The sequence below is a fragment of the Pedobacter sp. MR2016-24 genome, assembly GCF_026239655.1.
In the GTDB taxonomy this organism is placed as follows: Bacteria; Bacteroidota; Bacteroidia; order Sphingobacteriales; family Sphingobacteriaceae; genus Pedobacter.
In genome coordinates this window covers 367,882-382,241 of the sequence record NZ_JAPIVO010000009.1, presented here as the reverse complement: position 1 = coordinate 382,241, position 14,360 = coordinate 367,882, and the positions used below count along the sequence as shown (strand labels likewise).

Here is a 14,360-nt window from a genome sequence, read left to right as displayed (position 1 = left end):
CAAAAGAATAACTTTGAATGAATAGGATCATATTATCTTCGGAGATGGAAAAGCTGAGCTCAAAAACCTTTAAAAACGAGTTTGTAAATGCATTTGATGGTGATCGGGAAGATAATATGAGGCCAAGGCAAACTCCCGGATTTTTATATGCCAGAGCTGTACCTACGCCAGTAAAAAAGCCGGTATTACTAGCCTGGTCTGAAGAGCTGGCGGCACAATTAGGAATACAGGATCCTGATTCGGAGGACGTTAATATCATCGGAGGAAATACCATTTCGGCTTCTATGTTTCCTTATGCCGCATGTTATGCAGGTCACCAATTTGGTAACTGGGCCGGTCAGTTGGGTGATGGCAGGGCTATCACACTTGGCGAATGGGAAGTCACAGCCGAATTATCTTATGAGTTCCAGTTAAAGGGTGCCGGACCTACCCCATATTCCCGCAGGGGCGATGGAAGGGCGGTTCTTCGCTCTTCTATTCGCGAATACCTGATGAGTGAGGCAATGTTTTATCTGGGTGTACCAACCACACGCGCTTTGAGTTTGGTTGGTACCGGCGACCAGGTGATGCGGGATATGTTTTATGATGGTCGCGCTGCTTATGAACCCGGTGCCATAGTGATGCGGGTAGCACCAAGTTTTCTGCGTTTTGGGAATTTTGAAATGCTGGCAGCCCGACAGGAGCTGGAAAATTTACAAAAGCTTACCGACTGGACTATCAACAAGTTTTTTCCCGAGATTAAGGGAGAAAACAGGATTATACCGTGGTTTAAAACAATTGTTGCGCAAACCGCTGCGTTAATGACATCCTGGATCAGAGTAGGTTTCGTTCACGGGGTGATGAATACCGATAACATGTCGATATTGGGGCTAACTATCGACTATGGCCCTTTTTCTTTTCTTGATGCCTATGATCCGGACTTTACACCAAATACGACAGACCTGCCTGGGCGCAGATACGCTTTTGGTCGTCAGCATACCATTGCTTACTGGAACCTCGGCTGTCTGGCCAGTGCACTCGCTCCCCTATTAGATAATACAGATGAGCTGGTAGCAGCATTAGAAGATTACAGGGATATCTATTACGCAAAATATTATGCAATGATGGCCGACAAAATTGGTCTAGATCAGCTAAGAGAAGAAGATAAACCTTTAATTGACCTGTTTGAGCAGACACTGACCACAGTACAGCCCGACATGACTATCTTTTACCAGCTACTGATAGATCTTCCGCTGGATCTGGATAATGAAGTTGCACTGAACACTTATTTTAAACCCGCATTGTATGCAGCACTTAACACGGAACAAAGTACAGCGCTTTATCAGCTGATGATTACCTATCTGCAGCGCATCAAAAACAACACCAGTTCAGCAGAAAATCGTCTTGAGCGTATGCGGGCCAATAATCCAAGATTTATTTTGAGAAACTACCTCTTACATCAGGCTATTGAAGGAATGGAAAAGGGAGATGATACTTTATTTGAAGCACTGAAGACAGCAATGAGAACTCCCTACTCCCGCGAACATGACCAGTTCTTCACTTTAAGACCAGAGTGGGCAAGTGAACAGCCCGGAAGCTCAACACTATCCTGCAGTTCCTAAAATTTTCTGATATAAAAAGAGAGCGCCTGCATTATTTTATCAATACTGCAGGCGCTCTCTTTTTGTATCAGAAATGAACATTAACTCATTTTCAGCTTTTTCTGAATATCTGTCACGTATCCTTTGAATTTTTTATCCGTATCAATCAAATCTTCAACCGTCTGACAAGCATAGATTACTGTAGAGTGGTCTCTTCCGCCATAAAAAGCACCGATGCTTTTCAGCGAAGATTTGGTAAGGCTTTTGGACAGATACATGGAAATCTGGCGCGCCTGAACAATTTCACGTTTACGTGTCGGAGATTTAACCATTTCAACCGGCACTTCGAAATATTCGCAAACCAGCTTCTGGATATAATCCATCGAAATCTCTTTTGTTGTATTTTTGATAAAGTTCTTTAACATAGATTTAGCTAAAGCCAGATCGATATCTTTTTTATTGAGTGTTGACTGCGCAAGTAAGGAAACCATAGCGCCTTCCAGTTCACGTATATTATTGTCGATGTTATTTGCCACATACTCAACCACCTCAGTTGGCAGTTCGATACCGTCAGCATGCATTTTCTTTCTCAGTACAGCGATTCTTGTTTCCAGATCGGGAATCTGCAGATCAGCAGAAAGTCCCCATTTGAAACGGCTCAGCAAGCGTTCTTCCAAACCAGATAAATCTTTTGGTGCTTTATCCGAAGTAATGATGATTTGTTTGCCCGACTGGTGGAGGTGATTAAAGATATGGAAGAAGATATCCTGTGTTTTTTCCTTTCCGGCGAAATTATGTACATCATCCATGATAATGACATCCATTGCCTGGTAAAAATTCACAAAATCATTAATCGTATTGTTTTTCAGCGATTCAACAAATTGCTGGCAGAATTTTTCACAGGATACATAAATAACCAGTTTATCCGGCAATGCCCGTCTGATCTCATTTCCTATCGCCTGAACCAAATGGGTTTTCCCTAAACCCACTGCACCATATATCATTAGTGGATTGAAAGAGGTTGCACCAGGCTTTGCCGCTACGGCGAAACCGGCCGACCTGGCAAGACGATTACAGTCGCCCTCAACATAGTTATCAAATGTATAATTTGAGTTCAGCTGAGGGTCTACATTCAGTTTTTTTAAACCAGGAATAACAAATGGATTTTTGATGTCTTTGTTAATTGCCACAGGCATTGGCATTGACTGTGATTTCGACGCGCCACCATTACCATTAGAAGGGATACTTGTTGTATAAGGATTGCCGCTGTTAGAAGATTTGTCTACTACAATATTGTATTCTAAACGTCCTTCTTCACCCAGTTGTTGTTTTACAGTTTTACGCAGAAGTCCTACATAATGCTCCTCTAACCACTCGTAGAAGAATAAACTTGGTACTTGTACAGTCAGAACAGGTCCTTCCAGTTTTAAGGCAGAGATCGGTTCGAACCATGTTTTGAAACTTTGGTTCGGGATATTATCCTTAATTATCTGGAGACAATTATTCCACACTTCAGTACAAGCTTTCTGCATATATATATTCTAAAAGATATCGGTTTTCAATTCAAATAAACAACTAACTATATGTCGTTTTGGGAGTGCGAAGATCCTAAAAATTACCAACATTTACAGATAAAATCTCACCTTATTTATAAGTCGCTCACAAGCACCACTATATACTTCTTACTTGAAACACTAGTGTGGATAACTAAAAATTATCAACATCGGTTATCCACGGAATGGATAGATTTCTGCACAAGCAGGTAAAAACACCTGCTTTACCTATTACGTGTTTTTACCGTTAAATCTTACTCCTGATACTCATAATTTCGCATTTATATTTTAACTTGTCCTTTAAATTATATAATAGCCAACATGGGTAAATTCGCATCAGTTAACGCTCTCTCCTTACCATTAGTGACCGAAATGGTCGAAGCAGAGGTACAGGACACAGATCTTGCAATGCAGGATCTGATTATCATCATTGACAGTTTCACGCCACCATCACTTATCATTCCTCCGCCAGATGCTTATTCACTGGCTGAAGCCACGGAAGATGCATTGATTGCTGCGTCGAAACAAACAGTTTTAATTTTTAATGCTCAGTATCCGCATGTACAACTGCCGGCAAGCAATTTAGATTACGGTGCCGTGCTTGATTATACAGTACGTGGTGACATCAAAACATTGGAAAATGCTATCAGTAACGATTTAAATGATTGGGGAATTGATACAGGTTTTTCAGATGAAATTGCTGCTATTCTACAACCAAAAGCAGATAAAAGTCAGTTTACGCCACTGTCTACTTACGGGAAAATAAATACCAATAATCCAGACAACTCAGCAGAGAATCTCTATTGGGTAGCGTCATTCGCTGTTTTCCATCTGAGCAAAACCGACTACGCAGTAATCTACGGATTCAGCGCAGCGATTGCCTAAAACATTTTATCAATTCACATTTACAGTCAAAGTTTATTATCATATGAACAATCAAGAAATTTCAAAAGGTCCGTCTATATTAGACAGAACCAGAATTACCTTAAGAGAAGCAACAAAAAGAGCAAAAGCATGGAGAACTCTGCTGAGTTCAATTCCCTCGGGAAATACGGATATAGCAGGTAATCCAATTCCATTGATACCTGCTCAGCGAATCTTCAGATCCATAAATGTAAATATGGATGATATTGATCAGTTAAAGAAGGATCATCCGGAGGCAAGGTCTATACGGGTATATTTGAGTCTGCCAGATCCAAAATACCCCTATAATATCTGTGGTATGTTAGTTCCTGTAGATCAGAACAATAATGATATGCTGACCACCAGTATTGAGGGAGATACGATGACAGAAGACGAAATTTTAGATAGTGTAAGCAGGTCAACTATATATGATTTCACCATGCCATGTCCAAGTATGTGTGATCCTAATAGCCAACTTTTCAATGTAATAGATTAATTAGAATTATAAATATTATATGCCGTCATTTCGTTACATATACATGGGCATAATCGTCCCCGCTTCAATTCTTATTCCAATAGGCATAGGTTTCTATAGGCGTAAGAATATTGGCGAGGCAATGCGCACTATTTTTTTCTATTTATTTCTGGATGGGCTGGTAAACGTTTTTGTGATTTATTTGACATTACTAAAAACAAATAATCTTCCTGTTTTACACATATTCACTATTATTGAATTCTTATTCATATCTGTTTTTTACGCCCAGGTTTTAAAAGAAAAGATTTTTCAAAAATTTATTTATGGAATGATGATCATTTTCCCTGTATTATGTATTGTCAATTTTATGTATTTTCAAGATATAACGAAGTTTAATACTAATACACGTCCAATTGAAGCTTTGTTAGTAATTATCTATAGTTTAATCTATTTCGCACAAAATAACGAAGACAACATAATTGTAAAATGGGAATCAAATCCAATTAATTGGATAAGTACAGGTCTATTATTATACTTTTCCGGAGCTTTGTTTATATTCTCTTTCTCGAATATAACATCTTCCACATCTGTATCTAAGAATCATAATCTCGACATATTGATCTGGACTATACATGCTACATTACTTTTATTAATGTATTTATTATTCGCAAAAGGTTTTAGCAAATGCAGGAAGAAGTAGGAGACAATATTTATTTTTTGGTCATTATGTGCACAGGGGGAACAGCCTTATTGGTTATTTCATTTGTAGTACTTTTTATTCGTAATCAGAATAAGCTGTTAAAACACAGACAGAAATTACATGAAGCGGCCTTATCCCATCAAAAGGAATTATTGAGAACAGTCATTAAATCTCAGGAAGAGGAAAGAAAACGGATTGGACAGGATCTGCATGATGAAGTAGGTGGATCACTGTCCAACCTGCGGATGCTGATGAACCGTTTTGACGGTAAAAACAAAGATGTGTCTGAAGAACAGAAAGAAGCCGTACAGGTGTACAGACAACTGATAGATAAGATCGTTCAGGATGTACGCAATATATCACATAATCTTTCTCCGCCAGGATTAGCGTTATTTGGTTTCTCAGAAGCTCTGGAAGAGCTGAAAGACGTAGTAAGTAAAGGTGACGATTCATTTATCTCCATTACAAACCATGCAGAAGCGGCATCGGAAAAATTAGCCTATCCTGTTGCCCTTGCATTAGTAAGGGTATTACAAGAATTAATCACTAATACGTTAAAGCACTCTGGTGCAAAAAGAATAGGCATTTCATTATTTATGGAGAATGAAGATCTGCTGGCTATTCATTATACAGATGACGGGATTGGTTATGATGGTAAGTTGAGCAAGAAAGGGATGGGCATGCAAAATATAGAGAGCAGGCTCGATTTGATTAACTCCACTTATACTGTTCAGACAGCGATAAACAAAGGTTTTGGAATGTTCATTTATGTACATCCTCTGGCTCAATTTTAATAAAATGATATGATACGAATTGCACTTGCAGATGACCAGAATTTATTTAGAGAGGGATTAGCCAATCTGCTTAGCGCACAGCCAAATTTTGAGCTGACCGCACAGGCCGAAAATGGCAAAATACTGCTGGAACAAATTGAACAGCTGGAAATGTTGCCCGATATAGCGCTGATAGACATGAATATGCCGGAAATGAATGGTGTAGAACTGAACGCTGCTTTAAGGGTAAAATATCCTTCAATAAAAGTTATCGTTTTATCTGTACATGGAGAAGAGCGCTACATGAGTAAAATGATCGAAGCCGGAGCATGTGGCTACCTGAAGAAAAACTGTGATACCAAGGAGCTGCTTGATACGATAAACCACACCTATGATCTCGGCTTCTATTTTAACAGGGATACGGTACTTGCCATGCGAAATGCGGCGAAACATAGAAGTCAGGGCATTCAGAATATGAATAGCATCCCGATCAGTCTTACTGAAAGAGAGCTGTCAATACTCAAAATGATTTGCGATGAATACACCAATATAGAGATCGCAGAGAAGCTATTTATCAGTAACCGGACGGTAGATGGCCACCGTACAAACCTGCTGTCCAAGACAGGCTGTAAGAATACAGCAGGTCTGGTTATTTTTGCGATCAAGTATGGTATTTATGAAATACAAATATAACCTTCTTTAATAATTGCGCACTCAAAAAAAGGGGCTGCTGAAAAGCGCCCCTTTTGCATGATATCGTTTCAGATTAAACTAATCCGCTGATTTCTACCATTTCATTAGTATCAGCTTCGTAATCAACTCCGGCTACGTCAAATCCAAACAGATTCAGGAAGTCTTTTTTGTAACCTGCTAAATCCCCTATTTCTGGTAAACTTTCAGTTTTTGCTTCTAACCACAAAGCAGCAACTTTTGCCTGAACATCTTCACGCATTTCCCAGTCGTCCACACGGATCCTGCCTTTTTCGTCAGTAGGAATTTCATTGCCGGAATATAATCTGTCCTGGAATAAACGCTGAATCTGTTCAATACAGCCTTCATGAATTCCTTCCTCTTTCATCACTTTGTATAGTAAAGAGATATATAAAGGAATAACAGGAATTGCAGAACTTGCCTGCGTAACCAATGCTTTGTTTACAGATACATATGCTTTACCATTAAGTGGTTTTAGTTTATCTGTAATTGTAAACGCTGTAGCTTCAAGATGATCTTTAGCGCGACCAATTGTACCTTTGCGGTAAACCGCTTCAGTTAATGACGGACCGATATATGAATAAGCAACAGTAGTAGCTCCGGGAGCAAGTAAGTCAGCCGCCATCAGGTCTTCAATCCAGAAGCCCCAGTCTTCGCCACCCATTACAGCAACAGTATTTTCTATTTCTTCCTCGTTTGCAGGCTGTATAGAGATATCAGATACTACACCTGTATGGAAATCAACAGTTTTGTTCGTAAACGTTTCACCAATAGGTTTTAAAACCGAATTGTAAACTACACCTGTTTTAGGATGAGTTCTGCGGGGTGAAGCCAAACTATAAATCACCAGATCAATCTGACCTAAATCGGCCTTAATCAGTTCAAGCGTTTTTGCTTTAATTTCATCAGAGAAAGCATCACCATTGATGCTTTTAGCATATAATCCTGCCTCATGTGCTTTCTTTTCAAAAGCAGCAGTATTATACCATCCCGGTGAAGCCGTTTTTCCGGGTGCCGGTGGTTTTTCAAAATAAACGCCAATTGTGGATGCATCTGCTCCAAAAGCACTGGTAATTCTTGATGCCAGTCCAAAGCCTGTAGAAGCACCAATTACGAGTACTCTTTTAGGACCATCAATAGATCCTTTTGATTTAACGTAGTTAATTTGATTGACAATGTTTTGTTCACATCCTTCAGGGTGTGAAGTCAGGCAAATAAAGCCACGAATTCTAGGTGCAATAATCATAAAATTGTTTTTATTGAGCGCCAAAAATAGGCAATTGTTTTTATTTATTGTTTAACTGGAATTTCCTTTAGCACAGCTAACAGATAAGTCCAGAATTTTTGAACTGAAGATATCTGTACACGCTCATCCGGCGAGTGTGCTCCGCGGATGGTAGGTCCGAATGAAATCATATCCATTCCCGGTAAATGACTGCCGAGAATACCACATTCAAGACCGGCATGACAAGCTTCTACCTTAGGTTCTGTTCCAAATTTTTCCTTGTAAAGCTTCACCATCAGTCTTAAAACATCAGAATCGGCATTTGGTTTCCAGCCTGGATAATCTCCTGCCTGTTTCACTGTACAACCCATATTTTCAAAAGATGCCCGGATTGCATTAGATACATCTTCTTTAGTCGTTTCCACGCTGCTGCGTTGCAGTGACTGCGTAATAAACTCGCCTTCTTTCACGATTACCCTTGCCAGGTTACTTGAAGCTTCAACCAGGTTTTCGATATCAGGACTCATCCTGAATACGCCGTTAGGCAATGCGTAAAGTGAGTTAACAAGCTTCCTGAAATCTGTTTTACTCATCACTTTAGCTGGCAAAGCCGTTTCAGTCACTGAAATAGTCAGTGAAGGCTCTATAGCATCGTATTCTTCCTTCAGTATAGTCTTAAATGTATCCAGGTAAGACAGGAAAGCATCTTGTTCAGTAACCGGAACAACGATAACAGCTTTTGCCTCCCGGGGAATAGCGTTTCTTAAACTTCCGCCGTCCAGTAAATTCAGCTGGATGGATACAGCTTTTAATGCCCCGTAAAACAAACGGTTGATTAATTTATTGGCATTCCCCCTCCCCTTGTGGATATCCATACCAGAGTGGCCACCGCTTAGTCCTTTAATTACCATTTCATAAGCAACGCTATTTTCAGCAACCGACTCCTCGGTATACAGGTAGGATGTATTCGTATCGATACCGCCTGCACAGCCTATAGTCAGCTCATCATCTTCCTCAGTGTCCAGATTCAACAGGATAGTTCCTGAAAAATTAACCGGATCAAGTTGCTTGGCTCCTGTCATTCCGGTCTCTTCATCAATAGTGAACATCGCCTCCAGGGCTGGATGCTCAATATGATCTGACGCGAGCAAGCCCATGATCGCAGCAACGCCGATACCGTTATCAGCACCCAATGTAGTACCCTTAGCTTTTACCCAGTCAGCCTCAACGAACATATCGATACCCTGACTGTCAAAATCAAATACAGTATCGTTGTTTTTCTGGTGTACCATGTCGAGATGCGACTGCAGTACTACTGTCTGGCGCCCCTCCATTCCTGGTGTTGCCTTTTTTTTGATCACCACATTTCCGATATGATCCTGAACTGTCTCCAGTCCTAAACCTTTACCAAAATCGACCATAAATGCAATGACGCGTTCTTCTTTTTTCGAGGCGCGGGGTACTGCATTCAGATTGGCAAAATTATGCCACAGTTCCCGGGGTTCTAAATTTTTGACTTCCATTAAAAATGTATAAGCGGTTCGCTACATAACGTGACGACCTTATTAAAATTGTAAATTAAGAATTGACGAATTTAGGATTATCAGCTTATATTTTGCTAATCGTTTTGCCAACATACCAGAAGAAATAGCTAAACACCGGAGCGGCAATTATATCCGCAGTATAATGCACATGCTGAATCAGCAACAGCACCGCCAGCACTGCCGCAGCGGCAAATACTATTCTTTTCTCCCATTTATTCTCCAGGCACAACCCTATCAGAATAATTGTTGCTGTATGTCCGGAGAAGAACAGGTCTTTTGTAATCTCCTGGGCGCCATAAAAATAGATCAGAAACGGATCAGTAAGGTGCATGAGACCTGCAGGAGGTTCAAGAGGAATGAGTAAAATAGTCATCATCCTGATCAGGCATAAAAATGAATATCCCCAGATGGCAGTAATACACATTGACGTATTCCTGATGATTCTCCATATAAAAAATCCTCCTATTGGATAGAGTATCAAAAATATGTAAGTAGAGACATCGTGTGCAGGCAATTTTTCCAATAACAGATCATTCACAAAGATCCCTGGTCTGGCCTGAATAAACAGGAAGAATTCGGGAAGAAAGAAAATAATCACAGCCATTGTAATTATTCCTAACACGAATTTTAAACGAAATGCGGGATAATCCCATGCAAGCTGCCAGGAAAATATTTTGGACTGCATTAATATTTGATCAGATGATAAGTTTAGTTGTTACTGCAAATATAGGGTTAATCTTAGAATAGCCGCATTGATCAAATTAAATTGTGATTAAAATTTCAAATAAAGCAAAAATAACTATCTTCATTATAATGAAGATAAAAGCCCCTATCCTGCCACTACTGGCAATTCCATTGTTATTCCTGACCATGTGTAAGCAGAATCAGGCCCCAAAAGTGGAGAGAGATGTAACGATTACCCCTAAAAATGCCGTTACTAAATTGTTTGTAGATAGCTTGCAAATGGAAAAATTTATTACTGGCCAGCAACTGGACGACAGTGCAGCCCACCGCTTAAGGAATTTTTACAACAGCAGAAACTTCCAGTTTGCATGGCTCTCAGAGACAGGACTGGCGGAACAGGCAAGGGTGTTTTATGAGATGGACAAAAAGTACGCAACCGAATTCAGAGACAGTACAGTGGTTGATAAACAAGTTTCAAAGCAGCTGGATGTGCTGATGACTAAAGACACCTCAATCGTACAAGTCAGCGCAGCACTGGTGGATCTGGAGATGCAGCTTACACAACACTTTTTTAAGTTCGTTACCTATGCCTATGACGGAAAAGTAGATCCGGCGGCTTTGCAGTGGTATATACCCAGAAAAAAGATCGACGCAGTAGCACTGCTGGATTCACTGATAGCAAAAAAAGGCACTCAGCTTGAAGAATGGGAGCCTGTTAACGCCTATTATAAAACGCTGAACAAGGCGCTGATCAATTGGTATAAAATCGAACAGAGAGGTAAATGGGATAAAATCATTGCCACTCAGTCCCGCTATAAAGAAAAAGATTCGGGAGCGGTGATTACTGTGTTAAAAAGGCGGCTGACCGACTATGGAGATTTAACAGATGGCGACACATCCCGGATATTTAATGAGGAAATGACTGCCGCTGTCAAAAAAGCCCAAAAACAGTTCGGACTTAAACAAAGCGGCTACGTTGATGCCGCTCTACTCAAAGCACTGAATGTACCCGTAGAACAACGTATTCAGCAATTACTGATTAATCTGGAGCGGATGCGCTGGATCCCCTTAATGCCCGAGAGCAAGGTCATCCTGGTTAACATCCCGGAATATAAACTCCACGTTTTTGAATTAAAGAAAGAGGTATTGAACATGGGTATTGTTGTTGGGAAAGCAGCTAACAAGACAGTAATTTTTAGCAATGAACTGAAAAATATTGTATTTAGTCCTTATTGGAATATTCCACCGAGTATTGTGCGCACCGAAATACTGCCCAACCTGAAAAGGAATAAAAACTACCTGGCACAAAAGAATATGGAACAAACCGGGTATAGTGATGGTCTGCCGGTGGTTCGTCAGAAACCAGGCAATACCAACTCACTAGGTCGCGTCAAGTTTCTTTTCCCGAATAGTTATAACATCTATCTGCATGATACACCGGCCAAAGCATTATTTGCAGAACAGGAACGTGCTTTTAGTCATGGTTGCATTCGTTTGGCAGAGCCCAAAAAGCTGGCTGAATACTTACTGGCTGACCGCCCGGAGTGGAACGCAGCAAAAATTGAAAAAGCAATGGCTGCCAGGAAAGAAAATTGGGTAACTCTAAAACAACCCGTACCCGTATTTATCACTTATTTTACGGCCTGGGTGGACAAAGACGGATTGATAAATTTCAGAAATGACCTGTATGGACACGATGATAAAATGAGGCAAAAAATGTTTAAACCCGTTACCGCCGAGACAGATTAAAAATATTTCAAACTTTTGTAATTGCCAGAGGTTATAGCCTAAAATCATATACCTATGGCAACTACAACAAAAAAAACAACAACTAAAGCGGCAGCAAAAACAACTACTGCTCCGAAAGCGGCAGCAAAAACAGCTGTAAAAAAAGCGCCTGCCAGTTCATCAAAAATAGAAGATTCAGAATTCCATGAATTCTTTGTAGACGAATTAAAAGACATCTACTGGGCTGAGAAACATTTGGTAAAAGCATTACCAAAAATGAAAAAGGCAGCAACCAGTCCGGAATTGGCAGCAGCTTTTGAAAAGCATACCCAAGAGACCCAAACGCACATTGACACGCTTGAGCAGGTTTTTGCTTTACTGGGAGAAAAAGCAGCAGCAAAAAAATGTGACGCGATGGCTGGTCTTCTGGAAGAAGCAGATGGTATCATCGGAGATACAGATGCAGGGACTATGATCAGAGACGCAGGACTTATTCTTGCTGCACAGAAGGTTGAGCATTATGAGATTGCTACTTATGGCACATTGAAAGTATTCGCTGACAATATGGGTAAATCTGAAATTGCCAGTTTATTACAGCAAACCTTAGAAAATGAAAAAGCTACCGACGTTGCTTTAACGCAGGTTGCTGAAAGCTTTGTAAACGAGCAGGCAGTTGCTGAATAATTACAGTGAAGCATATAAAAAAACCGGAACATTTGCTCCGGTTTTTTTATATGCTTCATTTAATCAAGCCTTTGTTCGTTAGATTTTTGATCTTGTAAATCCTCTGCAGCATCAATGGAGTGCGACTTATGTATATCATCATCTTCCTCCGAGATATCGGAAAGTTTTTGATAATACTTATGCAGGGTATCCAGTTCCTCTTCTGTGAGATCTTCTATATCCACCATCCTGTTACTGGCATGTCTGCTGGCAGCAATCAGTTCATTTAATTTCAGCTGAATGGCTTTTGAGTCTTTGTTCTGCGACTTCTGAATGAGGAAGACCATTAAAAAGGTAACAATGGTTGTTCCTGTATTAATAACGAGCTGCCAGGTATCTGAGTATTTAAATAAAGGGCCTGTTATTCCCCAGATAATCACCACGCCCAGTGCGATTCCAAATGCAGTTGAACTTCCTGTAAAACAGGTAATTGCGGTTGACATTCTCTCGAAAAATGAGTCTTTCTTCTTTTCCATGGTATGTAGCTATTCTTAATGTATGATGATAGCTATAACAAGGTGCAGCCTTTTCTGTTTTTAATGTATCAGCCTAAACAGACGACTCCAGCGGATTTTGTGAAAAAATGAAGCCTCATTATCATAGCTCATCCATATAAATAAAGCTTTGCCTACAATATGATCTTCGGGAACAAAACTCCAGTAACGTGAATCTGCAGAATTATGGCGGTTGTCCCCCATCATCCAATAGTAGTTCATTTTAAAAGTGTAAGTGGTAGCGGGTTTACCATTGATCAGATAGACTGTCCCTTTTTGTTCCAGTGTGTGACCTTCATAAATACGGATAGACCTGGCATACCTGAGTATGGTTGCACTATCCAGCTGAATTGTCCAGCCTTTTTTCGGAACAATTACAGGCCCCAGATTATCCATATTTGAATGCTGTTTGGGATCATGTGGGTAAATGTCCGGATCCTGCTCATCTTTACCCGCATTTCTATTGGTAACAGCGGCTACGAAATCCATTGATTTTACTTTATCCATCATTGCAGGAGAACCTGTAAACTGATAGGTGTTTTGTGAAACTGCAACAATATCGTTCTTAATCACAAAACCCAATTCCTCAAATACGGAAAAGTTGATATCACTATTTTTAAAGGTGACCAGGTAATCTGTCTGACCGGTATTTGGTAAGGGAACGGCTTTATTGTTGACGAAAACCAAACCATCTTTGATTGCTATCGTATCGCCGCTGATCCCGATGCAACGCTTAATAAAGTTCTCTCGTTTATCTACCGGGCGGGAAGTAATTGTATACTGTGCATATACAGCCTGTCTGCCCATGTGACGTACTAATTCATAGTAGCTGGCCTCCTGATTTTCCAGTGCAACCGTATCTCCCTCGGGATAATTAAAAACAATTACATCATTTCTTTTGATTTCCTGCAAGCCAGGCAATCTCCTGTATCTCCACTGCACGCCTTCCCAGTAGGCTTTTGTATATTTTGTAAGCGGTAAAGTATGATGTGCAAAAGGAAAGGCCACCGGTGTCATCGGTATCCTCGCGCCATAATTCAGCTTACTTACAAAGAGGTAATCGCCGATTAACATTGATCTTTCCATAGACCCGGATGGAATCACGTAAGCCTCAATAAAAAAAACGCGGATCAATGTAGCTGCCACAACGGCAAAAATAATGGCATCGGCCCACTCCCTGCTTTTGGATTTCACCTTTTTTTTTGCATCAGCCGAAATTGTTTTCTTTTTAAACCACATCTTTATCTGTTTTTATTTAGACATAGGC

At 40.3% G+C, this 14,360-nt stretch carries 13 protein-coding genes; 7 read left to right on the top strand and 6 right to left on the bottom strand.

Going from position 1 to position 14,360, the window contains the following annotated elements; all coding sequences use genetic code 11:
• Window positions 1-17: 17 nt before the first annotated feature.
• Entirely contained in the window at window positions 18-1,601 is a 1,584-nt protein-coding gene (locus OQX62_RS24355) for a protein adenylyltransferase SelO (RefSeq protein ID WP_265834279.1), read from the top strand.
• A gap of 80 nt (window positions 1,602-1,681) precedes the next feature.
• Here the strand turns inward: OQX62_RS24355 and dnaA are convergent, their stop codons facing one another.
• Window positions 1,682-3,112 carry a chromosomal replication initiator protein DnaA gene (dnaA, locus tag OQX62_RS24350; RefSeq protein ID WP_265834278.1) on the bottom strand — a complete coding sequence of 477 codons (1,431 nt, stop codon included), beginning with the start codon at window positions 3,110-3,112 and terminating at the stop codon, window positions 1,682-1,684.
• A 342-nt stretch (window positions 3,113-3,454) separates the two neighbouring features.
• On the opposite strand from dnaA, the gene OQX62_RS24345 reads away from it, so the two are divergent.
• From OQX62_RS24345 to OQX62_RS24330, 4 genes are all read left to right on the top strand, one after another.
• The gene (locus OQX62_RS24345) at window positions 3,455-4,018 is read left to right on the top strand and encodes a hypothetical protein (RefSeq protein ID WP_265834277.1); all 564 of its coding nucleotides are present in this window, start codon (window positions 3,455-3,457) and stop codon (window positions 4,016-4,018) included.
• 43 nt (window positions 4,019-4,061) lie between these two features.
• Window positions 4,062-4,532 carry a hypothetical protein gene (locus OQX62_RS24340; RefSeq protein ID WP_265834276.1) on the top strand — a complete coding sequence of 157 codons (471 nt, stop codon included), beginning with the start codon at window positions 4,062-4,064 and terminating at the stop codon, window positions 4,530-4,532.
• Between the two features lie 663 nt (window positions 4,533-5,195).
• Window positions 5,196-6,005 (top strand): sensor histidine kinase, encoded by an 810-nt coding sequence (locus OQX62_RS24335; protein ID WP_265834275.1) that lies wholly within the window; start codon window positions 5,196-5,198, stop codon window positions 6,003-6,005.
• Window positions 6,006-6,014: 9 nt separating this feature from the next.
• Window positions 6,015-6,677: a response regulator gene (locus OQX62_RS24330; RefSeq protein ID WP_265834274.1), complete on the top strand. Its 663-nt coding sequence runs from the start codon at window positions 6,015-6,017 to the stop codon at window positions 6,675-6,677.
• 73 nt (window positions 6,678-6,750) lie between these two features.
• On the opposite strand, the gene fabV is transcribed toward OQX62_RS24330, so the two are convergent.
• The 3 genes from fabV to OQX62_RS24315 form a co-directional block, all read right to left on the bottom strand.
• Window positions 6,751-7,941, bottom strand: coding sequence for an enoyl-ACP reductase FabV (gene fabV, locus OQX62_RS24325; RefSeq protein ID WP_265834273.1), 1,191 nt, complete (start codon window positions 7,939-7,941; stop codon window positions 6,751-6,753).
• Window positions 7,942-7,985: 44 nt separating this feature from the next.
• The gene (locus tag OQX62_RS24320) at window positions 7,986-9,443 is read right to left on the bottom strand and encodes an aminoacyl-histidine dipeptidase (RefSeq protein WP_265834272.1); all 1,458 of its coding nucleotides are present in this window, start codon (window positions 9,441-9,443) and stop codon (window positions 7,986-7,988) included.
• Between the two features lie 85 nt (window positions 9,444-9,528).
• Entirely contained in the window at window positions 9,529-10,149 is a 621-nt protein-coding gene (locus OQX62_RS24315) for a phosphatase PAP2-related protein (protein WP_265834271.1), read from the bottom strand.
• Window positions 10,150-10,277: 128 nt separating this feature from the next.
• Here OQX62_RS24315 and OQX62_RS24310 point away from each other — a divergent pair, with 128 nt between their 5' ends.
• Window positions 10,278-11,897 carry a L,D-transpeptidase family protein gene (locus OQX62_RS24310; RefSeq protein WP_265834270.1) on the top strand — a complete coding sequence of 540 codons (1,620 nt, stop codon included), beginning with the start codon at window positions 10,278-10,280 and terminating at the stop codon, window positions 11,895-11,897.
• Between the two features lie 54 nt (window positions 11,898-11,951).
• Window positions 11,952-12,560 carry a ferritin-like domain-containing protein gene (locus tag OQX62_RS24305; RefSeq protein ID WP_265834269.1) on the top strand — a complete coding sequence of 203 codons (609 nt, stop codon included), beginning with the start codon at window positions 11,952-11,954 and terminating at the stop codon, window positions 12,558-12,560.
• Window positions 12,561-12,619: 59 nt separating this feature from the next.
• Here the strand turns inward: OQX62_RS24305 and OQX62_RS24300 are convergent, their stop codons facing one another.
• The gene (locus tag OQX62_RS24300) at window positions 12,620-13,075 is read right to left on the bottom strand and encodes a low affinity iron permease family protein (protein ID WP_265834268.1); all 456 of its coding nucleotides are present in this window, start codon (window positions 13,073-13,075) and stop codon (window positions 12,620-12,622) included.
• A gap of 60 nt (window positions 13,076-13,135) precedes the next feature.
• Complete coding sequence (gene lepB / locus OQX62_RS24295; RefSeq protein ID WP_265834267.1) at window positions 13,136-14,332, bottom strand: signal peptidase I; 1,197 nt, start codon at window positions 14,330-14,332, stop codon at window positions 13,136-13,138.
• Between the last annotated feature and the right edge of the window lie 28 nt (window positions 14,333-14,360).